Origin of the sequence: Haloarcula sp. R1-2 (assembly GCF_011627385.1) — an archaeon.
Lineage (GTDB): Archaea > Halobacteriota > Halobacteria > Halobacteriales > Haloarculaceae > Haloarcula > Haloarcula marismortui.
Map to the genome: position 1 here is coordinate 66,748 of NZ_JAANTG010000001.1, position 23,551 is coordinate 90,298.

21 protein-coding genes are annotated in these 23,551 nt (G+C 63.7%); 13 read left to right on the forward strand and 8 right to left on the reverse strand.

Annotation, left to right across the window (positions count from 1 at the left end; all coding sequences use genetic code 11):
• The first annotated feature begins 23 nt into the window (after positions 1 to 23).
• From G9C82_RS00360 to G9C82_RS00375, 4 genes are read left to right on the forward strand one after another with little or no spacing between them, the layout of a single operon-like run.
• A complete protein-coding gene (locus G9C82_RS00360) occupies positions 24 to 1,262 on the forward strand; it encodes an FHA domain-containing serine/threonine-protein kinase (RefSeq protein ID WP_007190122.1) in 1,239 nt (412 codons plus the stop codon).
• Positions 1,259 to 2,467 (forward strand): PP2C family serine/threonine-protein phosphatase, encoded by a 1,209-nt coding sequence (locus G9C82_RS00365; protein WP_007190123.1) that lies wholly within the window; start codon positions 1,259 to 1,261, stop codon positions 2,465 to 2,467. Before G9C82_RS00360 ends, G9C82_RS00365 begins: the two co-directional genes overlap by 4 nt.
• 60 nt (positions 2,468 to 2,527) lie before the next feature.
• The gene (locus tag G9C82_RS00370) at positions 2,528 to 3,661 is read left to right on the forward strand and encodes a zinc ribbon domain-containing protein (RefSeq protein ID WP_127013077.1); all 1,134 of its coding nucleotides are present in this window, start codon (positions 2,528 to 2,530) and stop codon (positions 3,659 to 3,661) included.
• Positions 3,662 to 3,701: 40 nt separating this feature from the next.
• A complete protein-coding gene (locus tag G9C82_RS00375; RefSeq protein ID WP_127013078.1) occupies positions 3,702 to 4,973 on the forward strand; it encodes a zinc-ribbon domain-containing protein in 1,272 nt (423 codons plus the stop codon).
• A gap of 5 nt (positions 4,974 to 4,978) precedes the next feature.
• On the opposite strand, the gene G9C82_RS00380 is transcribed toward G9C82_RS00375, so the two are convergent.
• The 4 genes from G9C82_RS00380 to G9C82_RS00395 are packed head-to-tail and all read right to left on the reverse strand — an operon-like array spanning position 4,979 to position 9,045.
• Positions 4,979 to 5,527, reverse strand: coding sequence for a hypothetical protein (locus tag G9C82_RS00380; protein ID WP_004960860.1), 549 nt, complete (start codon positions 5,525 to 5,527; stop codon positions 4,979 to 4,981).
• Positions 5,528 to 5,550: 23 nt separating this feature from the next.
• Entirely contained in the window at positions 5,551 to 7,239 is a 1,689-nt protein-coding gene (locus G9C82_RS00385) for a b(o/a)3-type cytochrome-c oxidase subunit 1 (RefSeq protein ID WP_007190126.1), read from the reverse strand.
• Entirely contained in the window at positions 7,239 to 7,811 is a 573-nt protein-coding gene (locus G9C82_RS00390; RefSeq protein ID WP_004960864.1) for a cytochrome c oxidase subunit II, read from the reverse strand. Before G9C82_RS00390 ends, G9C82_RS00385 begins: the two co-directional genes overlap by 1 nt.
• 4 nt (positions 7,812 to 7,815) lie before the next feature.
• The gene (locus G9C82_RS00395) at positions 7,816 to 9,045 is read right to left on the reverse strand and encodes a halocyanin domain-containing protein (protein WP_127013079.1); all 1,230 of its coding nucleotides are present in this window, start codon (positions 9,043 to 9,045) and stop codon (positions 7,816 to 7,818) included.
• Between the two features lie 167 nt (positions 9,046 to 9,212).
• Here G9C82_RS00395 and G9C82_RS00400 point away from each other — a divergent pair, with 167 nt between their 5' ends.
• From G9C82_RS00400 to G9C82_RS00425, 6 genes are all read left to right on the forward strand, one after another.
• Positions 9,213 to 9,389 (forward strand): hypothetical protein, encoded by a 177-nt coding sequence (locus G9C82_RS00400; protein ID WP_164734733.1) that lies wholly within the window; start codon positions 9,213 to 9,215, stop codon positions 9,387 to 9,389.
• A gap of 1 nt (position 9,390) precedes the next feature.
• The gene (locus G9C82_RS00405) at positions 9,391 to 10,164 is read left to right on the forward strand and encodes a sulfite exporter TauE/SafE family protein (RefSeq protein ID WP_004960875.1); all 774 of its coding nucleotides are present in this window, start codon (positions 9,391 to 9,393) and stop codon (positions 10,162 to 10,164) included.
• Positions 10,161 to 12,542, forward strand: a complete 2,382-nt coding sequence (locus G9C82_RS00410) for a heavy metal translocating P-type ATPase (protein ID WP_127013080.1) — start codon at positions 10,161 to 10,163, stop codon at positions 12,540 to 12,542. The genes G9C82_RS00405 and G9C82_RS00410 overlap by 4 nt, the downstream gene beginning before the upstream one ends.
• 128 nt (positions 12,543 to 12,670) lie before the next feature.
• Complete coding sequence (locus G9C82_RS00415) at positions 12,671 to 12,841, forward strand: hypothetical protein (protein WP_004960881.1); 171 nt, start codon at positions 12,671 to 12,673, stop codon at positions 12,839 to 12,841.
• A gap of 355 nt (positions 12,842 to 13,196) precedes the next feature.
• On the forward strand, positions 13,197 to 13,508 hold the full coding sequence (locus G9C82_RS00420; protein WP_004960882.1) for a hypothetical protein: 312 nt from the start codon (positions 13,197 to 13,199) through the stop codon (positions 13,506 to 13,508).
• 279 nt (positions 13,509 to 13,787) lie between these two features.
• Positions 13,788 to 14,252 carry an SRPBCC family protein gene (locus G9C82_RS00425; RefSeq protein WP_127013081.1) on the forward strand — a complete coding sequence of 155 codons (465 nt, stop codon included), beginning with the start codon at positions 13,788 to 13,790 and terminating at the stop codon, positions 14,250 to 14,252.
• Positions 14,253 to 14,257: 5 nt separating this feature from the next.
• Here the strand turns inward: G9C82_RS00425 and G9C82_RS00430 are convergent, their stop codons facing one another.
• Positions 14,258 to 16,015 carry a DNA mismatch repair protein gene (locus tag G9C82_RS00430; RefSeq protein WP_127013082.1) on the reverse strand — a complete coding sequence of 586 codons (1,758 nt, stop codon included), beginning with the start codon at positions 16,013 to 16,015 and terminating at the stop codon, positions 14,258 to 14,260.
• A 35-nt stretch (positions 16,016 to 16,050) separates the two neighbouring features.
• The gene (locus G9C82_RS00435) at positions 16,051 to 16,659 is read right to left on the reverse strand and encodes a zinc ribbon domain-containing protein (RefSeq protein ID WP_007190132.1); all 609 of its coding nucleotides are present in this window, start codon (positions 16,657 to 16,659) and stop codon (positions 16,051 to 16,053) included.
• Between the two features lie 200 nt (positions 16,660 to 16,859).
• On the opposite strand from G9C82_RS00435, the gene G9C82_RS00440 reads away from it, so the two are divergent.
• The gene (locus tag G9C82_RS00440; protein ID WP_127013083.1) at positions 16,860 to 17,996 is read left to right on the forward strand and encodes a PAS domain-containing protein; all 1,137 of its coding nucleotides are present in this window, start codon (positions 16,860 to 16,862) and stop codon (positions 17,994 to 17,996) included.
• Between the two features lie 158 nt (positions 17,997 to 18,154).
• Positions 18,155 to 18,892 carry a sporulation protein gene (locus G9C82_RS00445; RefSeq protein ID WP_127013813.1) on the forward strand — a complete coding sequence of 246 codons (738 nt, stop codon included), beginning with the start codon at positions 18,155 to 18,157 and terminating at the stop codon, positions 18,890 to 18,892.
• A gap of 23 nt (positions 18,893 to 18,915) precedes the next feature.
• Here G9C82_RS00445 and G9C82_RS00450 read toward each other — a convergent pair whose 3' ends face one another.
• Entirely contained in the window at positions 18,916 to 21,750 is a 2,835-nt protein-coding gene (locus G9C82_RS00450) for a DEAD/DEAH box helicase (protein WP_127013084.1), read from the reverse strand.
• A gap of 176 nt (positions 21,751 to 21,926) precedes the next feature.
• On the opposite strand from G9C82_RS00450, the gene G9C82_RS20990 reads away from it, so the two are divergent.
• The gene (locus tag G9C82_RS20990; protein ID WP_127013085.1) at positions 21,927 to 22,775 is read left to right on the forward strand and encodes a class 1 fructose-bisphosphatase; all 849 of its coding nucleotides are present in this window, start codon (positions 21,927 to 21,929) and stop codon (positions 22,773 to 22,775) included.
• Between the two features lie 19 nt (positions 22,776 to 22,794).
• Here G9C82_RS20990 and G9C82_RS00460 read toward each other — a convergent pair whose 3' ends face one another.
• Positions 22,795 to 23,544: a metallophosphoesterase gene (locus tag G9C82_RS00460; protein ID WP_121303189.1), complete on the reverse strand. Its 750-nt coding sequence runs from the start codon at positions 23,542 to 23,544 to the stop codon at positions 22,795 to 22,797.
• Positions 23,545 to 23,551: the final 7 nt, after the last annotated feature.

The following is a 23,551-nucleotide window of genomic DNA, read 5'->3' on the forward strand; positions in this document are numbered from 1 at the left end:
CTGGCCGGAGAAACGGGTAATTCATGACCTGGGAACCTGAGAGCGGTGATGTCATCGCCGGCCAGTACAAACTCGAGGAGTTCCTCGGCAAAGGGGGGTTCGCAAAGGCGTTCCGTGCTACGGACATCGACAGCGGCGAATCGGTCGCCGTCAAATACCCCAACTACACCGAATCCCAGAACGACCCCGACATCATCGAGGAGTATTTTAAAAAGGAGGTCGGCTCGCTGGAACGTATCCGCCGGGCCGGCGGCCACGAGAACGTGATGGACTACTACGACCAGGTCACAGAGCGTGACGTTCCATTTCTGGTCGTCCAGCTAATTGTCGACGGGATCGAACTCGACGAAGTCATCGACCAGCACGGTCCAATCGACGACAGCGAACAGGTCCGACAGATCGGCATCGACCTCTGTGACGCGATGGGCTTTCTTCACGAAAACGAGATCGTCTATCGGGACCTGAAACCCGAGAACGTGATGCTCACGCCCGATATCACGCCCACGCTGATCGACTTCAATACGGCGACGGGGTTCGATGCGACGGAGGACCCGTCCTCCGGGAACACCGGGACAACGATTCTGGGGCCGTTCAAGCCCCGGGAAGTCGCTGAAGCCAGCCGAACCGACGTTCGGCAGGGCCCCTGGTCGGACGTGTACTCGATCGGAAAAATCCTCCTGTTCCTGCTCAAAGGGAGCGTTCCGAAAAAGGACGGCGTGAACCCGCAGGCGTTTGGGGCCGACTGCGACGATTATCTGGCTGAAATTGTCGAGAGGGCCACGCAGTCACACTACCGCGACCGATACCGGAACGCGACCGTCCTCAAAGAGGTCCTCGAACGACGAGATCCAACGCCGCCCGCGACGGCGTCGGTGACGTACATTCAGGCGAACAGGCAGTTCACCGTCGAACCGGGCGACACTATCGGGCGACAGGGCGCAAGCGGCCCCCCGGCATCGATAACAATCGAAGACCCACAGGGAGAGTACATCTCCTCGGTGCAGGTACAGTTCGATATCGAGGACGGCGAGTGGTCTCTCCACGACCGGAGTCTCAACGGGACGTTCGTCCAGAAAGGGGCTGGTTGGCAGCGGGTCCTCTCTGAACCCGGACGTAACCGCCTGCGCTCTGAGGGCGAGGACCCGACCGACAGACACGGTGACGTGCCCCCCGAGTCAGTGACACTGACTGACGGCGATCTGGTGTCGCTGGTTCATCCGACCTACGGGGTCACGTTCGAGTTCCATCCGGAGGAGTCATGAGATACAGCACGAACTACGACATCGGCGACAGGAAGCGAGGACAGGGCATCAACGAGGACAGCGTCTCGCTGACGGTGTTCGAGGAGGGCCATCGGGACGGCTACCGCGGGCAAGACAGACCCCAGTCACAGGACCCAGCCACAGCAGACGACAGCGAGACGGCGGATGCGACAGACGAGACAACCGGTACTGAGACGGCGGCGTATACGGCTGCCGACACGGACGGTGCTGACATTGACGACGCGGATACGTCCGAAACCGATGGCAGCGGACAACCGATGAACCGCTCGGCCGGCGTGTTCGTGGTCGCTGACGGGGCCGGCGGGCACGACGCCGGCGACATCGCGTCGTACATCACGACGACTATCGTGGCCGAACACCTTGCTCCTGTGGCGATCCGAACGGCCCGGAGCTATCCCGGTGACTTCGATGTCGATGTGGCCCGTGATGTCCTGCCGGACCCGCCCGGTGAACGGGAACTCGAAACTGCCGTGGCGGAGGCGATTACGGCGGCCCATCGCGAGATTATCAGGTACGCAAACGAGACCGGGACACAGTCCTACACGACAGTTGTCGCGGGGATCTACGCCGACGGCAAACTCCATTACGGCTGGGTCGGTGATAGCCGAGCCTACGTCGTCAACAGTGCCCGTGAGACGATTTCGCCGTTGACCAGAGACCACGCCGTAGTTCAGGAATGGGTTGACAGCGACGAAATCGACCCTGTGGAGGCGCACGTCCACCCCAACGGGAACGAAATCACACGCGCGCTGGGCGGGTCCGGCTACGAGGACCCTGACGAGGCGACTGTCGGGGTGGACACGCGAACGGTCCGGCTGTACGAAGAAGACACAGTGCTGGCGACCAGCGACGGACTCATCGATGCACAGACCGATGCGCCGGAACTGTACGAAGAGTACGTCGATTCGGACCACGCCGAGTCGGTGGCCGAGCGTATCCGCGACGAGGTCGTCACCGACGAGGAAATCCGTGACGTGGTCCTTGGTGCATCGTCCCTCGATGCGGCGAGTCGAGAGTTCGTATCACTGGCAAACGACCGCGGCGGGAAAGACAACATCTCCGTGCTCCTGTTTGCTGACAGTGCGCTCCCGAAAACACCGGAAAGCGGTGGGATGCCAGTTCGAGATATCGATCCGGACCTCGATATTTCCGAACGTGACACAGTGATTATGACAGACGAATAGAGAGAAAGTTTCGTGGGACAAGTATTTTATTTCTCGACTTTGTAGGACCTAACGAAATCCATGCCTGAATCCGACCGCACGGTAAAATGCCCCATATGCGACGAGGACTTTGATCCGACAGTCGCGGGCGGATGGTGCACAAACCCGGACTGTGGTGAGTGGAAACACACCGACGAAAGCGCTGCTGATTTTGAGACTGACGATGGGGTGCCGGACGACGCTGATCTGATACCGGAAGGCACGGACGAGGCGGACCCGATGGATGGCCGGTCGGTGGCGGCTAGCGACGAAACCGACACCCCGGGTGGGAACACTGTCGACGATGATAGCGACGACGAAGCATCGGCGGATGCGGCCTCGGACACTGGGGCACCCGAGGCCGAAGACGAGACGGTGGGGACGACGGAGACGGCGACAGAACACGAAATGGAAGCCGACACTGAGGCCGAGCCGACCACCGAGAGAGAACACAACGAGGCCGACGACACGCCGGATCAGCCAAGCAGTGACTCCGATGGGGACGACGAGATATTCGACGAAACTCAGGAGGCAGATGACGATTCGGCAACGATTACCTGTCCGGACTGTGACCGCGAACTCGACGCCGACGCGAATTTCTGTGTCGCTTGCGGTGCCGACGTACAGGATATTACACCGGGGGATGACGGGTCGCTTGACGCGTGCCCGTCCTGTGACACCGCTGTCGACGACGACGCCAGTTTCTGTGTCAACTGTGGGGAGGATTTAGACGCACATCGTGGCGGGCGTGACACGTCGACGGCTGATTCGACAGCAGGGTCGGCAACTACCGCTGAGACAGAGAGTGAGTCAGCAGCTACGGGTAACGCCGTCGACACACTCGCGTCACAGTCCACCGATGACGCAACCGTACCGGACAAACTCGTCCTCTCGGTCGAGGGTCGAGACATCACTGTTGAGGACGGGGACCGCATCGGCCGGGAGATCCGGGCGGCGCTACTGGACGCCGGGCGACCGGAAGACGAAGCGGTTCGAATCCACCGCGAACACGTCCGGTTCGACCGCCAGTCGGAAGGATACTATCTGGTCGACCTCGGGGACAACCCGACGCGGCTGAACGAGACCCAGTTGCAGAAAGGCGACCGGGAACCGATCCAACCGGGCGATGAACTCGAACTGTCAGGTGTTGTGACGATGACGATTCGGGCGGCGTGACCACCCACAATTAAGCGGTCGGTCGGAAAATATCAGGCTGATGGAGCGTGGTCGACTGGGGTTGGAACTCCGCGAGTCCGCTGCACTACTGCGAACTGAAACCTGGCTGTTTGTGGGTGTCGGTCTGGCATGGCTCGTCTACGGTGGCTGGGTGCTTGCGACGGGGCTGCTGTTGGCGCAGTTCTCGGGACTCGAACAAACTGTTCTTGTGACACTTGCTGGCCGAACTGTTTCGCTACGCACTGTGCTTGCCGGCGGTCTCTGGCTCGTCGGTCCGTCACTGGCGACCGTCGTCCTCATTAACCGACGGCTCCGGAACAGGCACGGCAACCTTGCCGACGCGTATCGGCTGGACCACCCGAGTGTGTTGCTCGCTATCCCCGGCAGTGTGCTCCTTGGCTGCCTGCTGGTAAGTCTCATTCTCGGTCAGCGACGCCCGCTCACGGTGATTGCACTGTTCGGAACAGTGCATCTGGTCGTCCGGACCGTCGCGTACGGCCACCGTGTGTACACACTTTCGGTCCCCACATTCCTGTCGCTGCTGGTGTTTGTAAGCGCAGTCTCGCTTAGTACTGGGTGGCTGGTCCAGACGGTCACCGCACCAGGCGTATTGTCGGCGCTGTCCCCGTGGCTGACCCAGACTGGCATCAGTCCCGTGGTTGAAACAGCGCTCCAACTGACCGGTGTCCAGCCAGCACAGGCCACACCCCTGTTAGTTGCCGTCCCGGGTGTGCTGGCGAGTGCGTACCTCTTCTTCCAGCTGCTCGCCGGGACCGTCGTCAGAATTCGCGCGCCGCTTTCGAACCCGCAGCGCCGTCCGGACCAGCGATTCCCGATTATGCCACCGGTCAGGACGGCGGAAAGCGGCACCGAGCGTCCAACTGCCGAGCGGACTGTCAACGCTGAATCAGACTCTCGGGAACAGACTGGGGACAGGGCTGACACCGCAGATACTGGTAGCGACGAAGAGTCACTGGGACACACCGGGACCCGAGTGTTTTCGCCCGACGAGGTCCCGGCGGCGGAACCGCCCGCTCACGAATCGGCACCGGACAACGCGCAGTCATCGGATAGCGGGGAAGAACCGGAAACGGCGGGTGACGACAGCGGGACAGACACTGATTCGGAGACAGCGGGGCCCGACGATACGAATAAGGCTGCTTCAGCAACCGACGAAGCGTGGATGGATGATACGTCCGTCTTCACGCCGGGCGGCCGGGACGCCGGGCAGTCGTACTGTAGCGAGTGCGGCGAGTCGCTGCCGCCCGACGCGGACACCTGTCCGTCCTGTGGCGACCCTGTCGACGGGTGAGGCGGTCAGCGGTTCGAAACGGGGATGTCGCCGAGCGCGACGGTGTACTGTGTCGACTGTACTGATTCCCCGTCCGGGTACACGAACACCGTTACAGCGACGGTGCCCGGGCGCTCACCGGGCGGGAGGAGCCACGACTTGGTCACGTCGTCAGTGTCCCCCACTGGTAGCTGTCCAGTGCTCGCGGTGTCCGCAACTGTCTCTCCGCTGCGGGTGGTAACGCTGTCGAGACGAACCGCTGTGGGGTCTGACCCGGTGTTTGTCACGTTCACTGTGAGCGTGAACCGCCACCCCTCGTCAGCGGTGACGACAGACGCCGCATCGATGCGGGCTGAGACGTTGGCGGATTCCAGAATCGGGTCACCAACGCTGGCACCGGATTCGGCCGCTGTCGGCGTTTCAGGGACCGCCTCACCCCCAGTGTCTCCCATCAGGTGATGCCCCATCATACTCCCGAAGGTAACGACCTCAATGAGGATCGGCAAGCCGATTCCGACGATGATGAGGAGTCGTAACAGCGTCTTCTGCTCCGGACCGTCGACGTCTTCGAACATGATGAGAGAGTAATGAAGTGGTGTTAGACTGGGATTGGCGGGCTACCGGGTGCGAATAGTCCGTCAGCAACCATGCTGGCGAGTGGCGGCCCGTAGGCAATCACGATGAGCAGCAGGGCAATCGCCGTCCAGAGCTTGTAGTTGTCCAGAATGCGTGGGCTGTGGTCCGCGCCGGACAGCGGTTCTGGAATGTGGCCGTTGACCGATAGCGTCCCGCCACGGCGAGCGAGCAGGGTGTCGGCCATGACGATGAGGAACATCGCTGCGCCGACGAACAGGAGGAAGCCGCCGATGGCGATCTGAAGGCGCATTTCGCCGACCGTTCCGGCGACGCCCTCGAACGCGAACTCGTCGTACGTTGGTTCGGCAGTCCGTCGCGGGATGCCCGCGAGGCCAGCGCGGTGCATCGCGTTCGACATCACTGCCATGCCCACGAACCAGACGTACGGCTGAAGCGAAGCGAGGCCCCGCAGCTGGAGTTTCTTCCCCGTAATCTGTGGGACCAGCCAGTAGCTGATAGCCATTGCCGTCAGCGCGAACGCCGTCCCGACGGTGAGGTGGAAGTGGCCGGGCACCCAGATGGTGTTGTGGATGAGGTAGTTGATGTTCATCCCGGCGTTGATCATACCGGAGAAGCCGCCTGCTGCGAACATCAGGCCGGCGAGCATACAGCCGGCAAAGGCAGGCTTGCCCCACGGCAGATTCCGAAGCCAGGAGAGGTAGCCCTTTGCACCCCGCTGGCGAGCCCCGTGTTCAACAGAGGCGACCACGGTAAACGCGGTCAACAGCGAGGGCAACAGCAGGAACATCGTATTTGTCATCGCGATGAACTTGTACCCCGATGGAATCCCGGGGTCGGTGTACTGGTGGTGGAAGCCGACCGGGGTCGAGAGCAGCAGGAAGGCGACGAAGACCACGCGGGCCAGCGGGTCACTGAACAGTCGCCCGCCAGCCAGCTTCGGCAGAATCGTGTACCAGACGAGGTACGCCGGCATGAGCCAGAAGTACACGACCGGGTGGCCGAAGTACCAGAACAGCGTCCGCGTCAGCAGTGGGTCGATGTTCTGGATCAGTCCGAGCGACCACGGAATGAGGAAAGCAACGACCTCGACGGCGACGCCGATGGTGGAGACGTACCACATCAGCATCGTCGTTACGACCATGAACGTCTGCAGCGGGATTCGCTCACCCGGGTTCTCAGACCGCCACTCCCACAGCGCCTTGAAGTACGCGAGGCCGGCGACCCACGAGCCGACGATAATGAGCGCGGCACCGATGTAGAACGCCGGGTGCGCCTTCATCGGGGCGTAGAAGGTAAACAGCACATCCGCTTTGAGGTCGTGACCCAGAATCGACGGCGCACCGACGAGACCGCCGATGATGGACACGGCCGCAAGCACTGTTCCCGTGAGCATTATCCAGAAGGCCGACCAGGCGATGCGGTGTGGCAACTCGCGTTCGAGGCTGTTAGCGACAGCCCACGTGAACAGCCCCGCGATGAAGAACGTGGTGAACACGAGCGCCAGCAAGACGCCGTGGCCCGTCAGGATCGTGTAGTAGTCCGCCGAACTGATGAACCCGCGGAACACGCCAGTGCGGTGAAGCGACTGGATGATGCCAAACAGCGCACCGATTCCAAGGGCGGCGAATGCCACAATGAACTCGCTACGGACGAGCTTCGACGTTTTCGGATAGGAGTCGACGAACACCATTACTGATCCGCCTCCTCCTGAGCCTGTGCATCATCCGCAGACTGGTCAATGTTCTCTTGTTGCATATCGTATTCCTCTGGCGGGACCACTTCGACGGAGCCACCCATCGTGTGATGGGCCGCCCCGCAGTATTCGTGGCAGATAAGCCCGTAGGTACCGGGTTCGTTGAACCGGGCCGAGACCTCAGAGACCTGTCCCGGGATGACCATCGTGTTGATGTTGGTTTCGACCACGGAGAAGCCGTGCACCACGTCTGCACTGGTCACCCTGAACGTTACGTTGGCACCTGCTGGCACCTGAACCGGATTGTCACCGCTTCCTGGAACGAACTGGAACTGCCGGGCGACGACGTACACGGTGTACTTATCTTCGCCCGTCTGAACGACACCGGGGTCGTCGAACTGAGTCCCAGTGTTACCGTTCTGTACCGCTTCCGCACTTATTTGTCCGCCCGAATCGTCGACCATTCCGACACCAACGCCGACCGAGCCGTACGCGATGGTTGCAATGAAACCGACGATGAGCAGTAGCGCTGCACCGAGCCAGACTTTTTCGAATCTATGGACCTGCATGATATCACCCGATTATTGAGACACGGCCAAGGAACTCGACAAAGTACATGAACACCCACAGCAGGCCGATCAACACGAAGTAGAAGGCGACCAGCGCCGCTGTTCCCTTCGGGTCGTACTCGTCGTGGCCCAGCTCAACGGCCGGTTCAGTCTCTGCAGCCTCTTCAACCGGCTCCGGGCCGGTCGCCCGACGCAGCTCGCCACTGTCTCCCGTCTGTGGCGGCCGCCCGTTCTGGCGGCGTCGCATCGCAACGGCAAACAGCAGCGGCGAGAAGAACGCCAGCAGGACCGAGCCTGAGAGAAGCCACTGCGGGCCGGAGAGTTCGATACCGCCACCCTCCTGTCCGCTTTCGCCCCCACTGCCGGCACCGCTACCATCGAGCGGGCCACCGACAACGACAGCGCCCTTCATCCCGAGCGATTCGTGGGGTGTACAGACGTACTTGTACACGCCCATCTCTTCGAAGGTATGGCTGTATGTGGTCCCGGATTCGCTGACCGGGTCACCGGACTCAAGCGGGCCGTCACCGTCTGAGACGACGTTGTGACCGCCGCCTTCACCGGTCCAGGTCCACGTCACTTCGGTGCCGGGTGTCACCCGAACCGCTGGCGGGTCGAAGGCGAACGCGCCGTTGTTGCCCTGTGCGCCGACCGATATTTCGACGCTATCGGCGTCGGTCCTGTCGACAGTCGTTCCGTTGTAGTTCGAAACATCGTCGAACCAGCCGCCGTAATCCGGGTTCTCGGGTGGGCCTTGCTGCTGTTGTCCGCCGGAGCTGCCGTCACCGGTGCCACCGGACCGGACGACGACAGCGCCCTTCATCCCAAGCGTTTCGTGGGGGACACAGACGTATTTGAACATTCCCTCCGACTCGAAGGTGTGGCTGTAGGTCGTTCCGGCCTCGCTGACCGGGCTTCCGGAATTGAGCGGCCCGTCGCCGTCAGAGACGACGTTGTGGCCGCCACCTTCTCCATTCCATTCCCAGACGACCTCTGTGCCCGGGCTGACCATCACGGCGGGCGGGTCGAAGGCGAACGCGCCGTTGTTACCCTGCGCGCCGACGGTGATCGTGACGGTGTCTTGGCCTCGTTTGTCGACGGTCCCGTCGTAGTTCGAAACGTCGTCGAACCAGCCGCCGTAGTCCGGTTCCTCCTGTGCTGTCGCCGTGCCGGTCGCGGCCAGCGCCGCTGTCCCGGCTGCGGCACCGACGAACTGTCGCCGACTCAGCGCCATTGTCGCACCCCCACCGCGTCGTGCGAATCTGGCAGCTGGCTGCTTCTAGCTTCGTGCCGTACCATATCTGGGAGAATAGCAGATTACCTAAAAAAACCCCAGATGGTGTTTTCAGTCGTCAGGAACGACCCATTTCTTTTTATATTCCCTCTAACGTACGGCCAGATATGTCTGCGTCAAGCCCTCGGCTCGTAACGTTGCTGGCGCTGCTCGGACTCGCGCCGGTCGCGTACTATATGCAGGGAACCGGCCGCACCATCGTCGCGCTTTCGCTGATCAGCGTCGTCATCATTGCCGGTAGTCTGTTCCTGATGACAAAACCGACAGAGCCGAGTCCCGCCTGATATGCAGTTCGGGACGGCGGGGCTGAGTTCCGGTGAGACAGCCGGCCTCGCGGCGTTCGTCGGGCTTGGGCTCGTCGGGAGCGTCCATTGTCTCGGGATGTGCGGACCGTTAGTCACCACCTACGCCGATAGACTTGACGACGGCGGGCCAGTATCAAGCCACGAAATACGTCAGCACGCGCTGTTCAACGCCGGACGGACGCTGAGCTACGCGCTCGTCGGGACAGTGCTTGGCGCTGCCGGCAGTGTGCTGTACGACGTCGCCGGCCTTGCGCGCCTCGGGACCGCTGTCCGGGGGGCCGTCGGGGTGTTCGTCGGCCTCGCTATCATCACCGTGGGGCTGGGGTATCTCTCCCGTGGCCGCGCCGTCGACGTGGCCCGGTCGCTACCGCTGGTCGGGGACCTGTTCCAGCGACTCTCCGCGTCGCTTGTCGCCAGAGTCGACCGGTGGGTCGACGGCCCGGGGATGGTCGCACTGGGCGCGATGCACGGCTTGCTCCCCTGTCCGCTGCTCTACCCGGCGTTCCTCTACGCGTTTGCGACCGGCTCTGCGTTCACCGGCGGGCTCTCGCTGGCCGCGCTTGGCCTCGGGACGTTTCCGCTGGTGTTCGCCTACGGGACCGCCTTTGGCACGCTGTCGCCGGGCCACCGCGCGACGTTGCACCGGGCACTTGGTATCGTTTTCATCGCGCTCGCGCTCGTCCCGCTGTCGAACGGACTGGCGGCGTTTGGTATTGCTATCCCGAAACCACCCCTGCCGATGCCTTGGACATGACTCACTGCACGCTCTGTGACCTGCCGGTCGATGCGCCAGTCACCGACGACGCGGTCGAGGGGACGTTCTGCTGTCGCGGCTGTCTGGAAGTCGCACGGACGCTCGACGACCCGGCGACGGAGACCCGCGACGCCGCCGACACTGGCCCCGACCCGGACGACGCCGACGGCGAGACGACTTTCGTTTCTGTCGACGGGATGCACTGTGCGACCTGCGAGACGTTCCTCGAAGCGCGGGCCACAGACCACGACGGGGTTGCCGCCGCGGCCGCCAGCTACCCGACGGGGACGATGAAACTCACCTACGACGCTGATGCGCTCTCGGAGTCGGACCTCACCGAGGTAGTGGCCGGCACCGGCTACGACGCCAGCCTGCAGGCCACGGAAACCGACGACGAGTACGAACTGGAGGGGCGTCTCATCGTCGGCGGCTTCTTCGGGATGATGACGATGCTGTGGTACATCCTCTTTCTCTACCCGGCCTATCTCGGCGTCGATTCGTCCCTGTTGCTGTTCGACCCCTCAGGGCAGGCGGGGGACTACCTGCTGTGGAACATGGCCGTGATGACCGGTGTTGTGGTCGGGTACACCGGGTGGCCGTTGCTTCGCGGGGCCTACGTCAGCCTCCGGGCCGGCCGGCCGAACATGGATCTGCTGGTGGCGATGGCTGCCGTGACCGCTTTCCTGTACAGCGTCGTCGCCGTCATTTTGGGACATACAGAGGTGTACTTCGACGTGGCGACGGTCATCGTGATGGCCGTCTCGGTCGGCGACTACTATCAGGACCGGGTCCGGCGACGCGCGCTGGACCGGCTCACGGAGTTCACCACACAGCGGGCCGATAGCGCGCGACGGCGCACCGATGGGGGCCACGAGGAGGTCGACGTGGGGTCGCTGTCGGCCGGTGACGAAGTCGTCGTCCGCTCCGGCGAGCGAATTCCCGTTGACGGGTCTGTACTTGAGGGGACTGCTGCTGTCGACGAGTCACTCGTCACCGGCGAGTCGCTGGCTGTCCGGAAGACGGACGGCGACGAGGTCATCGGCGGGTCGCTGGTCACGCAGGGCGGCGTCGTCGTGCGGGTCGGGCCAGACGCCGAGAGCACCGTCGACCGGCTGACGAACCTCCTGTGGGAGGTCCAGAGCACGCGCGGCGGCGTTCAGCGGCTGGTCGACCGCATCGCCGCCGTCTTCGTCCCGCTGGTGGTCGTTCTGGCTGTGCTCGCCACCGGCGGGCACCTCGTCACCGGCGCAACGCTGACGGACGCGATGCTGACCGGGCTGGCGGTGCTCGTGGTCTCCTGTCCCTGTGCGCTGGGGCTGGCGACGCCGCTTGCGACCGCGGCCGGTATCCGTCGGGCGCTCGACGGCGGGACTGTCGTCACCGGCGACGCGGTGTTCGAGACCGCGACCGACGCGGACGTGGTCGCCTTCGACAAGACGGGCACACTGACGACCGGCGAGATGGAACTGCTGGAGCGGGCCGACGAGGGGGCGATGGCTCGGGCGGCTGCAGTCGAGCAGTTCGCGGAGCATCCCGTCGCCGAGGCTGTGACGGACGCCGTGCCGGTCCCGGACGCGGATATCTCCGGGTTCGAACAACACCCGGGGCAGGGTGTCAGTGCGACGGTTGACGGGGACCACGTTGTCGTTGGGACGCAAGCACTGTTCGACGACCTCGGGTTCGACGTGCCCGCCAACCTCCGGAGCCGGTGTGAACGCGCGACCGAGAACGGGCGTGTCCCGGCGCTCGTCGGCTGGGACGGCGAAGCGCGAGACGTACTTGTTGCGGGCGACAGGCTCCGCTCGCACTGGGAGTCAGTTGTCTCGGCGCTTGCTCGCGACCGCGACGTGGTTGTCATTACTGGCGACCGGCCCGAAGCCGCCACTCCGTTCGAGCGCCACGACGGCGTCGACGAGGTGTTCGCTGGGGTGCCGCCCGAGGCGAAAGCCGAAGTCGTCGAGCGACTACAGTCCCGCGGAACCGTCGCGATGGTCGGCGACGGGAGCAACGACGCCCCGGCGCTGGCTGCCGCCGACGTTGGTATCGCTATGGCGTCGGGCACGTCACTGGCCGCCGATGCGGCAGACGCGGTCGTAACGACGGACGACCTGCGAGCCGTCCCTGACGTGTTCTCGGTGACAGCTGCAACCCGGACGCGGGTCCGCCAGAACCTCGCGTGGGCGTTCTGTTACAACGCCGTGGCGCTCCCGCTCGCGCTGCTTGGCGTCCTGAACCCGCTGTTTGCGGCCCTGGCGATGACGGCCAGCAGTCTGCTCGTCGTGGGGAACTCCACGCGGACGCTGGCAGGCACGGCCTCACACGGCGATACGAGTGCCGATGGACCGGCTCCGCCACAGCAACCAGCAGCGGCCGACTGACACCGGCTGTCGATTGCTGTCTTGCCAGCGACCGCCGAATGGTTGTTATTTGGTATCATGTCTGAAACAGATTTAATATATCACCAGTTCTGGTCACATATACGTCGCTTTCACCGACGTGGTGACCCATGACCTACGCAATTCCCGTTCCCGCGCCAACGTCGTTCGCTCGCTGGCTGTACAGCGGGCGGTCGGCCATCGAACGTAGCCTCGACGCTACGGTCGAGTATGCATCCCTTATCGGGGAACGGGTCGCCGCGGACACCCGCTCGGTGAAGATTCCGCCCGTGGCACCATAGACTGGTTCGCCGCCGTGGGACCGGCGTCCCACTCACGGACGCCGCACTGCGGTGGGGATTCGATTTGGCTCACTGTCGAGCGGCGAGGCTCTACCCCCCGCTTGGCCGCTCCGTCTGAGAGGCCTGCACCGCCCAGTGTGGTCTGTCAGCGTGTCGCCACTCGGCCCTGAGCCTGCACTGTATCGTGTCGCTCTCTCGCTGTCCAGCCCTCGGGTTCCCCATCGTCCCGGTGTGGGAATCCCCTACCGGCCGCTCCGCGCCGGACGTACGCGCCCGCCACCCGCGCAGTCCCCGACCGACGCGACTCGATTGGTGAGTGCCCTTTCGGCCCGGTTCGACTCCGGCCGTCGGCGTTATGTCGCTGCAGGCGACTCCCCCGACCGAGGTATCGGCCGACGTATCACTGCGCGTTCCGCGTGGCGGGTCCGAGACCCTCGAAGCCGGTGTCGCCGGCGTCCTTGCGGCCGTCGACGGCGTCGAAGACGTGGCCGTTGACCGTGTGACAAGCGTGCGTCCCACTTGGACCGACATCCGGGTCGACGCCGATGTGTCGCTGACACTGCGGGTCGACGACGAACGGAACACTGCCGACGGCCGCACCGAACTCCTGCAGGCGGGGTTCGGCGTGATGGCAGTCAACTGCGTCGACGTGACCGGTGACGCGTAAGCGCAGCCCTCCACTCTCTCCCGTCTTCCCGAATATCCCAACCGGACCCGGGCTCTCGCCCGGCGCAGGTTCGAGTCCTGCCGGGAATTCCACACGTATGCACAACCTCTACCTCGCCACTGTCATCGACAGGCGGCGACGCGACTCGAAGAGCAGAGCACAGTCACGCCGCACCCGGCGGCTGTAGCCCCGGGACCCGGTCGCAGTCGTCCGTATCCGGACTAGTCTGCTGGCCTGTGTGGCCGAGCCTGTAAGATACTGGAGCGCGAACTCCCACATATGACGGTCCACACCACCGACGACCGCTGGCTCGATGCGCCAGTCGAGACGGTCTTTACGTTCATGGACGAACCGTCGAATCAGGCGGCCGTCACGCCAAGTTTGTCCCGCGCCGAGCGCATCGAGCGGCTGCCGAACAGCGGGAACCGCGCCGCCTACGAGTACAGGATGTTCGGACTCACGTTTAACGGCGAGGTCCGAGCATCGATGTACGAGCCGCCCGAACGAATCGTCTACGACATGGACGGCGACCTGACGGGGCGGATCGACTGGCGGTTCGAACCGGAGCGCGGTGGCACGCGACTCATGTATACGGCCGACTACGATGTTCCGGGGCCGCTCCCGGAGTTCCTCCTCGCGCCGCTCATCCGCTGGTACAACCGTCGAGAAGTTCGGCAGTTGCTTGACAACGTCGCCGAGGCAGTCGAAGCGGAGGAGCGGGCTGTCGCCAGTTCGCTGTCGTAACCGCGCTACTCGTCGGTCCAGAGCGCGTCCGAAAGCGTCCGCTGGACCGCTTCCTCACCGACGGCTGTGGCAAGCGTCTCGAACCCGCTGCGCTCGACCGGGTCGCTCGCGTTCGCGACCAGTCGGGAGACGATGAACTCCGGCGTGGATTTCCCGACGGTCCCAAAGCGAGGTTGATAATCGACCTGCAGGTCGAGGTCCTGATTCAGCCCTTCTGCGAAGATGCCGTCGACACGGGCCTCGATGGGCAGCGGTTCGAGGTCGTCCGCGAGGTGGGTGACGAACACGCCCAAGGCGTCGCGGTCGACAGTCAGCGTCACGAGTCCGTGGAGGAGGTCGGCGGCGGAGCCGGGTTCGGTGATGGCCTCGAACTCGTCGACGAGCATCAGCGTCCGGTCGCTCTCGGTCAGCGGCGGCACAACCGAGCGCAGCGTCGATTCGAGAACGCCGGCGTTGAACGACGCGTGCCGACGGTGGAACACGACCGTGTCGACGATGCCGACCTCGGCGGCCTCAGCGGGAACCGGAAGCCCCATCTGGGCCAGCAGTTGCACTTGACACAGCGTCTCCAGCAGGGTCGTCTTCCCGCCGGAGTTCGCGCCGGTCAGGACAGCCACCCGGTCGCCGCTGGGCGGCTGGTTCGCCCGGTCCAACTCTAGCGTGTGGTCGCCGATAGCGTAGGTGACCGGCTGGACACTCTCTACGTCCGCGATGGTGAGGTTCCGTGCTCGCTTCACCGCGATAGTTTTGCGGTCCTCGACAAAGCTGGGCCTTGTCAGGTCGAACGCGATGGCAAAGCGGGCGAGCGAGACAGAAAAGGCGATGTCGTCCACCGCCTTGACTGCGGCGTCGATGTCTTCACGGGCGTCCGCGAGGTCGTCTTCCAGCCGGTCGGCAACGGCTTCCTCTCGCTTCTGTACGTCGCTTCGTAGCGTGTTCCGGAGGTCTCGGAGCGCCACGTCGACGAAGTCCCGCGCGTCGGTCGCCTCACGGGGCATCGCATCCCGGACGCGGGCGGCGTCGATGCCCGTCTCGCTCGTGACATGACGGACGAGCGCGTCTTGGAACTCGTCGGGTCGCCGTGCGCCTTCTTGCACGGCTTCGACGACTTCCATCGATGCCGCTGCAAGGTCCTCTATCTGTCCGAGCTGGTCGCGCAGGCGGTCGAGTTCTTCATCGGCCCCTTCGCCGACGGACTCGCCGTCGCCCGCGAGCCCGGCGAGCGCCGCCCGTCCGGCCGTCAGCGACTCGCCGTCGAGGGCCGCTAGCGGTTCGAACACGCCGTTTTCAATGCCGGTGTCCCGGAGGGCGAGCGCCACGTCGACCGCGGCCAGTTCACCCCCACCGGCGTCGTACGCGCTGAACGCGCTGAGGACGGCCCGCTGGTCCGACTCGGAGAGGTCAGCCCAGGTGTCCCGCGCTTCGAGCACGTCGTCCAGCCGCTCGGCCATCGCCTCGCGGGTCGGCAGCGGCGTCAGCACCCGGATGCTGTCCGCCGCATCCGCCGTGACCGCGTACTCCTCGGCGAGGTCGAGCAGTTCCTTGTACACGTCGCGGGTATCTCTGGTGGCGAGCAGGTCCATCGACTCGGCCCCGGTCGCCCGCCGGAGGATGCGCGTCGCTCGCCCCCGGGAGAGGCCAGCCGTAGTTAGCGCTCGTGTATCCGCCGACTCGATGGCCTCGATGGCCCGCTCGACGCCTAGCTCCTCGGTGAGCAGTTCGGACGTCTTCGGGCCGATGCCCCAGTACTCCTCCAGTCGCATGCACGGGTGGAGAACGGCGGCCCGCTTAGGCGTTTTCAGTTGTCGGGCTCGTCGTCGTCGATACCGAAGCGCTCGTGCAGTGGCCCCGGTTCCCCGCGGGCCTGCCGGTCAGCCCGCCGAGCGGCACGGCGTGCGATGAGCGCCCCCAGTGCTGCCGGAATCGCCAGACCGAGCGATACAAGCGCGGTCTGTTCCGAGACCACCGACGGCCCATCTGACAGGAGGACTTCGTAGCCGACCACAAGCACAACCACGGCCACGCCGGCGACGACGAGGTATAGCCCGCGGGCAAGCACCTCACTGGGATTGCGAAGCCGCGAGAGATACGCCGCCGGGCCGAGCCAGCCCGCTAACAGGACGCCGACGGCCACGGGAAGCGAGAGGTCGCCGACGAGGATGACGACGGCGTACAGCACGAGCGGCGCAATGGCGATACCGAGGGAGAGGCCAGTGAGCGCGACCGCCCACGTTGGCGTCCCGGAATCCATCGACTCCAGCGTCTCGGTCAGGCGCTCGTCAAGCATTTCGGCCTGTTCGTCAGTGAGTAGCGACGCGTTACAGTGTGGACAGGCCATTGCCGTGGGCTCCAGCGGCTCGCCACATTCCGGGCAGGCGGGGTCCGACGCGTCACGCCACTCGGTCATATTCTCCTTTACACATCGAGCGGTTTGAGTGACCCGGATAGTGTCATATTAGCAGAATACAGATGTGGGGAGCGCTAATACTCTATCACAGTGTAGCACGACCCATGCAGTCAAATCGCTGTCTCTGCCGTGGGTTTCCGGCTGAAGATTGTATTCTAAGTGATAGAAAGAAATAATCCAGTACAAGCCCACCGTGACATATGGGGGGCGTTGATATTCTACACGTTGACGACGACAAGGGGCTTGCTAGCCTGACTGCCGACCTACTTGAACGCAAGGACAGTCGGTTCAACGTGGTGACTGCCGCAAGCGCGACAGAAGGGCTACAGCTGCTCAGCGACCTCTCCCCTGACTGCATTGTCTCTGACTTTGAGATGCCCGGGATAGACGGACTTGAGTTTTTAGAGGCCGTCCGGGCGGAACACGCTAAGCTCCCATTCATCCTGTTTACTGGCCGAGGAAGCGAAGAAATCGCAAGCGATGCGATCTCTGCCGGTGCAACTGACTACTTACAGAAACAATCCGGGACTGAGCAGTACGAGCTACTGGCCAACCGCATTAACAACGCTGTCACCCGCAATCGCTCAGAACAACAGCTACGCGAGACCAAAGAGGAGTATGCTGCCGTTTTCGAGAACGCGCGGAACGGGCTCTTGCTTGTTGATGTCGAACAAGACGGGTTTCGCTTCCGGCGGTGTAATTCACGGGTGCTTGAGTTTACCGGACTTGCAGAGTCGGAACTTATCGGGAAGACCCCACAGGAGGCACTCGGCTACGAGAATTCCAGAGCGGTCGCCGGCGCGTATCGGAAATGTGTCGCCATGCGTGAGACAATTACATATACGGTGACACTTACTCATCCAGTCGGCGACGTTGTTCATGAAGTCAATACCACGCCGATCATCAGAGACGGCGAGGTTGAGCAGCTTGTCGTCGCGTTTACCGATATCACCGAACGCTACACCCGTGAGCAGAAGTTACGCGAAGAACGGGCCGTCATGCAACAGGCGCTTGATGCGCTCGATGAGCCGCTGTTCGTCACCGATATAGATGGCCGCCTCAAGCATTGTAACCATCGTGCACTCAAGCTTACCGGGAACACCGAAGAGACAGCCGTCGGAACGCCGATAACTGCCCTGTTTCCCGACGAAGAGCGGGAGACGATTGCTGACGCGGTTGACGATGCGCTCCGCACTGGCCGAACGACTATCACGGCCAGCCTCTGCCTCGACAGCGGTCAGCAACAGCGGTATGAGTTCCGCGCTCACTCCTTGACTGATCTGGACAACAACACTGCAGGGCTTGTCATACTTGGTCAGGATGTTTCTGATACCTGATCGAGTGTCTCTCTGTTGCAGATGCCGGTCACTGTGGCCGGCCCTGTGTGCTGACCGGCCGCCATACGCAGACGTGTCTGTATCCGCCGACAGACTATTTATTCGCCCTGCAACTCCCTGAGCCTTATACCATATGACGGCTGAATTGAACAATGCCAATGAAAGACGTGCTCTCCAGAATCGGCATCGGGTCTGCTACGGTAGACACGGTTTTGCCCACAGATTCCGTCAGAGCCGGTGAATCCGTCCGGGCCGAAGTCCATGTTGAGGGCGGATCGACAGACCAGAACATCGATGCGGTCTACTTCGCGCTGGAAACTGAATACAAGTCCGACGAGGGGTACAAGGACGCCATCATCGACCAGTGGCAGCTCACGGAGCCGTTCACTATCGAAGCGGGCGAGAAACGACGTTTCGAGACTACTATCGATATTCCCCGGGAGACGCCGGTGACCACGCGCTCGACGGCCGTTGAAATCGAAACCGGCCTCGACATCTCGATGGCGGTCGACCCCGGCGACGAGGATTACATCGAAGTCGAACCGACACACCGCACGCAGGCGGTGTTCGACGCGCTCGATTCGCTCGGTTTCTCGCTCCATGCCTCGGCCTGTGAGGCGACAGCCGGGAGCCTGTTCACTACTTCGGCGAACTTCGCGCAGGAGTTCGAGTTCCGGCCCCAGCGCGGCGAGTTCGCCGACCAGGTCGATGAGGTCGAAATCGTCCCGGTGTTCGACGATGACCGGCTCACGGTGTACCTAGAAGTCGACCGCAATGCCGGGCTGCTCTCGGAGATGACCGATGCCGACGAGCGACACACGAAACTCACGATAGAAGCCCCTGACCCTGACGCTATCGAGCCACGACTTGCGGAAGCGATTCGGGAACTGAGTTAGCCTGCTGGCGTACTGTGCCGCCCTCAACCCCAGAACGACTGCGTCCGTGCGTACTCCCGCTCTTGTCGGAGGATGTCCCGGTAGAACTCGTCTTCGTCCTCTCGCAGGCGGTTGATAATGCGGGCGGCGTTGTGGGGCCCGACCCCGCGGGCGGCCAGCGCGACCACCGCCCGTTTCCCGTGGCTCTGGACCAGCGAGGCCGAGCGGTAGGCTCGTTCGGTCATCTTCTCCTGCTCCTCGTCCTTGTCGTCGGTCCGGACGGCCGAGACGACTTCCTCGGCCCACGGATTCAGCGCGGCGATGCGGGTCGAGCCACACTGCGGACACGACGGCTGATCCCGCACGCGCTTGACCTGCTGTTTGCGGTCCCACTTCTTGCAGTGCAGACATGCGAGGATGACGCGGTCACTCTGGATGCGCTCCTTGACGGTTTTGATGACGCTCGCGTCGGCGTTCTCCGGTGAGAGGAGTTCCCGTCCGGATGAGTTCCCGCCGGTCCCGATTGGCGTGTGTTCGCCCACCGTTTCCAGCGCCACGTCGCCGCGCTGGATATCTCGGAGGAGGTCGGCTGTCGCTTCGATAGCGAGGTCCTCGTGGCGAACCTCGCGCAGGGCTTCGTCATACATCGGCGTGTCCTCAAGCGCTGCCAGCAGGCGGTCACGGCCGAAGTCAGTCGACCCCCGGCCCCGCCAGCGCTTGAGCGAGCCGAACTTCGTCGCCACCTGCGCGAGCTTGAACTTCAGCGCGTCGGCGTTTTTCAGGCTGAGTTCGATGAGCGCTGGGAGGTGGTCAGGATCGGTGTCCTCGATGACTTCGATGACATCGCCGGCGGTGATCCGGCGCGGGACCTCCAGCGTAATCCGGTACGGGTCGACGTCCATTGCGACCGATGACCCTGCCCGTTGACCGAGCAGCGCCGAGAGGACCCGGCCCAGCGTTTCGTTGATTTTGTGCCCGTAGCAAGCGTTGACGATGACCTCCCGGCCATGGAACTCCACCAGAATAGTCGTGTCGTCCGGAATCGGCCCTTCGTGTTCTTTCACCTGTGAGAGCCCGTCGACGACGGTTTCGGGGCCGGCGGCATAGCGAGTCGCCACGTCTCTGGCGACGGCCTCGGTGTCCGCGCCGTTCTGGAGTTGCCGACCAGCCACGCGACGGAGTTCGCCGACTTCCGCGGCGACGGCTCTCGGAACTGGAATCTCCTGCCCCACCCACGACGGGACCTCACCGGCGGGGTCTTCGATGGGTGAGACGGTCACGACTTCCTCTTCCTCGTCGATATTCGTGATGCGCCACATCTCCCCGCGCTGGACGAACACCTCGCCGGGCGTGGCGAAGTTGACGACGAACTTCTCATCGAGGGTCCCGACCTGCTGGCCTGAGGCCACGTCCTCCACGTCGTAGGTAGCCTCGTCGGGAATCATCGAGAGGTTCTGGTAGAAGTACTGCCAGGTGCCGCGGCGCTTCTCTAAGGTGTCCCGGTCCTCGTCCAGCCAGATGACGTTGTTCGCCGCGAGTTCCTCGACGACCTGCTTGAACTGGGCCTCGTCGAGGTCCCGGAACGGGTACGCACGGGTAAGTATATCAAAGGCCCGCATCGCCCGAATTTCGCCGGTATCCATCACCAGTCCGGCGATCTGGTTGGCAACTGTGTCGAGGCTCCCGTCGTGGATTTCGGCGGGCTCGACATCGCCGGCTTCGGCCTGTCTCGCAATCGCCAGCGCCTCCAGCGTGTCGTCGGTGTCAGTCGTAACGACCGTGCCCGAGGAAACGAGGTCCCGGCGGTGGCCGGCGCGGCCGACCCGCTGGACGAGGCGGGACACCTGCCGGGGGCTGCCGTACTGGACGACGTGGTCGACGTGGCCCACGTCGATGCCCAACTCCATCGAGGACGTACACAGCAGGGCATCGAGGTCGCCGGCTTTGAAGCGGTCCTCCACGTCGATCCGGGCCTCTTTCGACAGCGAGCCGTGGTGAACGCCGAGGTCGGTTCCCAGCTCTTTGAACCGCGAGCCCAGTGCCTCCGCTGTCTGTCGGGTGTTGACAAACAGCAGGACAGATTCGTTTTCGTCGATGAGGTCCGCGATGAACCGGACGTGGCTAGCCGTTCCCGCGTCGGTGACGAGGGAGCTCGACAGTTCCTCGTCCCGGTCAGTAATCTGGGGCCGAACCACTTCGATATCTAGCCGGCTGCCGATGTCCACTTCCACGATGGCGCAGGTTCGGCCGCCAGTGAGAAACCGGCCGACTTCGTGTGGGTCGCCGACGGTCGCCGAGAGGCCGATTCGCTGGAACCGCCCGGACAGTTCCCGGAGTCGCTCCAGACCGACCGTCAACTGTGCGCCGCGCTTGGCCGCGGCGAGTTCGTGGACCTCGTCGATAACGATATGCTCGACATCCTCTAGCGCTGTCCGGAGCTTCGACCCGGTGAGCATCGCCTGTAGCGTTTCCGGCGTAGTCACCAGCACGTCCGGCGGGTCGTTGGCCTGCTTCTGGCGCTGGTAGTCAGTCGTGTCGCCGTGGCGAACGTCCACTTCGAGGCCGAGCGTTTCGCCCCACCAGTCGAGGCGCTGGCGCATGTCGCGGTTCAGCGCCCGGAGCGGCGTGATGTACAGCGCGCCGATGCCAAAGCGGTCCTCGGATTCGGCCAGCGCGTCGAAGACCGGCAACATCGCCGTTTCAGTTTTTCCGGTTCCGGTCGGGGCGACGACTAGCGCGTCTCGCCCGTCAGCCAGAGTTGGAATCGCCTTTCGCTGTGGGTCGGTCGGCGTCGTGAAACCGCGCTCGGAGAGCGCACTGCGGACGGCCGGCCCGAGCGCAGTGAAGGCGTCATCGCCGCGAGCGACCCCGTCAGTCATCGCCCCTCTCTAGCGACTACACCGGTTTAAACACGTTGTGTCACATTCTCTCGTCCCCCATCGGTAACCAGAGCACTGCGGGCGTTGCGGGGGAGAACGGGTACAGCCTTATGTCGTTGCCCTGGGATATGTGGAACCATGACTGACGCCTGTGCAACTGCGGCCGGTGATGGCCTGTGAACACGCTTGATGAGATCGAACGGGCGGTAAAGGACACGGCCCACTACGTTAGCGGGAACCTGGCGAACTACGCCAACAGAGCCGCTGGCGAGAACCCGAGTGGGGAGCAACAGGTCGGTGGCGACGTGTGGGCCGATGACCTGTTTTTCGACGCACTCGCGTACATCGACGGCATCGGCGCGTACGCGAGCGAGGAACGTAGCGACGTGGTCGACTGTGGCGAGGGCTACAGCATCGCCATCGACCCGCTCGATGGCTCCTCGAACCTCGCCTCGAACAACTCCGTGGGGACGATAATCGGGGTCTACGACGCTGAACTGCCCGCGGCGGGCCGGGAAATGGTCGCATCGCTGATGGTGCTGTACGGCCCATACACGACGCTGACAATCGCCCGGTCCGACCGCGATGTCGTTCAGGAGCACCTCCTCCGGGATGGGCACAGCGAGCGCTGGGGCCAGTTCGAACTGCCTGCAGAGGCGACTGTTGTCGGGTTAGCGGGCAAGACTGGCGAGCGAAGCGACGCGTTCAACGACATCGCCCAGTCCTTCGAGCGGGACCTGAAGCTCCGCTACGGCGGCGCGACCGTCGCCGACCTAGCACAGGTGCTCGAATACGGCGGGCTGTTCGGGTATCCGGTGACGTCGGGGTATCCAAACGGCAAGCTCCGGGTCCACTTCGAATCAGCGCCGCTCGCGTACCTCGTCGAGGCTGCCGGTGGGGCCTCTAGCGACGGCTCGCAGTCGTTGCTCGACGTTGAACCGGACGGTATCCACGACCGGACGCCGACGTTCCTCGGGAACACAGAACTGGTCGACGAACTCGAAGCGGCGCTTTCGGAAATATAGGCGGGTACAGAACGCTGGCTCAGACCTGTCGGTAGGCCCCTAACCGCGTGCCATCAAGCAGGAACGCCTCGGTATCCGCCATGCCCTCGGGCAGGAACGGGGCGAGGAACTCCTGGCCGTCGACGTTGACCCACGTCCCGCCGGAGCGGTCGTTAAACGCCGGAAAGACGACGATGTCCGGCGCGTTCTCGACTGGTTGGTCGAACTGTTCGGCAAAGGGCTCAGTCACCAGCGAGCCGCGGAGCCAGGCCCGCTCCTTCTGGGCCCCACCGACGCTGTCTTCGAGTCGGACGACGGGATGTTCGTGGCCGACACAGACGACGTCGGCTTCGAGCACGTCCGGCGCAGGCCAGGTGTGGCCATGGGCGAACCCGACCGAACCGAGACGGGTTCCGTGTCCCGGTGTTACCTCAACATCGGCGTCGAGGTCAGACAAGACTGGCTCCAGACCGCCGTCGTGATTCCCTTTCACCAGTGTCACGGGCACGTCAAGGGCGTCGAACAGCGTTTCGAGCTCCGCTCGCTCGTCTGCGAACGGGTCGCCGATGGCGTGGCCCAGGTCGCCGATGACGACCAGCCGGTCGGCCCGGGCGCGTCTCAGGCATGTCAGCAACCGCTCCCGGCGGGCCTCGGCGGCCGACTGGAGTTCGACCCCCTCGTATCTGAGTCCTGCTTCGATGCCGGCGTGATAATCGGCCACCGCCAGCAGTCGCTCCCCGTCAGTATCGACGGTGGCCGCCGGGACGTCGGGAAGCGGTTCGACACGCATCTGCGCT

Coding starts and splice junctions, on each gene's coding strand:
- G9C82_RS00360 (WP_007190122.1), top strand. CDS start 24: ATGACCTGGGAACCTGAGAGCGGTGATGTCATCGCCGGCCAGTACAAA.
- G9C82_RS00365 (WP_007190123.1), top strand. CDS start 1,259: ATGAGATACAGCACGAACTACGACATCGGCGACAGGAAGCGAGGACAG.
- G9C82_RS00370 (WP_127013077.1), top strand. CDS start 2,528: ATGCCTGAATCCGACCGCACGGTAAAATGCCCCATATGCGACGAGGAC.
- G9C82_RS00375 (WP_127013078.1), top strand. CDS start 3,702: ATGGAGCGTGGTCGACTGGGGTTGGAACTCCGCGAGTCCGCTGCACTA.
- G9C82_RS00380 (WP_004960860.1), bottom strand. CDS start 5,527: ATGTTCGAAGACGTCGACGGTCCGGAGCAGAAGACGCTGTTACGACTC.
- G9C82_RS00385 (WP_007190126.1), bottom strand. CDS start 7,239: ATGGTGTTCGTCGACTCCTATCCGAAAACGTCGAAGCTCGTCCGTAGC.
- G9C82_RS00390 (WP_004960864.1), bottom strand. CDS start 7,811: ATGCAGGTCCATAGATTCGAAAAAGTCTGGCTCGGTGCAGCGCTACTG.
- G9C82_RS00395 (WP_127013079.1), bottom strand. CDS start 9,045: ATGGCGCTGAGTCGGCGACAGTTCGTCGGTGCCGCAGCCGGGACAGCG.
- G9C82_RS00400 (WP_164734733.1), top strand. CDS start 9,213: ATGTCTGCGTCAAGCCCTCGGCTCGTAACGTTGCTGGCGCTGCTCGGA.
- G9C82_RS00405 (WP_004960875.1), top strand. CDS start 9,391: ATGCAGTTCGGGACGGCGGGGCTGAGTTCCGGTGAGACAGCCGGCCTC.
- G9C82_RS00410 (WP_127013080.1), top strand. CDS start 10,161: ATGACTCACTGCACGCTCTGTGACCTGCCGGTCGATGCGCCAGTCACC.
- G9C82_RS00415 (WP_004960881.1), top strand. CDS start 12,671: ATGACCTACGCAATTCCCGTTCCCGCGCCAACGTCGTTCGCTCGCTGG.
- G9C82_RS00420 (WP_004960882.1), top strand. CDS start 13,197: ATGTCGCTGCAGGCGACTCCCCCGACCGAGGTATCGGCCGACGTATCA.
- G9C82_RS00425 (WP_127013081.1), top strand. CDS start 13,788: ATGACGGTCCACACCACCGACGACCGCTGGCTCGATGCGCCAGTCGAG.
- G9C82_RS00430 (WP_127013082.1), bottom strand. CDS start 16,015: ATGCGACTGGAGGAGTACTGGGGCATCGGCCCGAAGACGTCCGAACTG.
- G9C82_RS00435 (WP_007190132.1), bottom strand. CDS start 16,659: ATGACCGAGTGGCGTGACGCGTCGGACCCCGCCTGCCCGGAATGTGGC.
- G9C82_RS00440 (WP_127013083.1), top strand. CDS start 16,860: ATGGGGGGCGTTGATATTCTACACGTTGACGACGACAAGGGGCTTGCT.
- G9C82_RS00445 (WP_127013813.1), top strand. CDS start 18,155: ATGAAAGACGTGCTCTCCAGAATCGGCATCGGGTCTGCTACGGTAGAC.
- G9C82_RS00450 (WP_127013084.1), bottom strand. CDS start 21,750: ATGACTGACGGGGTCGCTCGCGGCGATGACGCCTTCACTGCGCTCGGG.
- G9C82_RS00460 (WP_121303189.1), bottom strand. CDS start 23,544: ATGCGTGTCGAACCGCTTCCCGACGTCCCGGCGGCCACCGTCGATACT.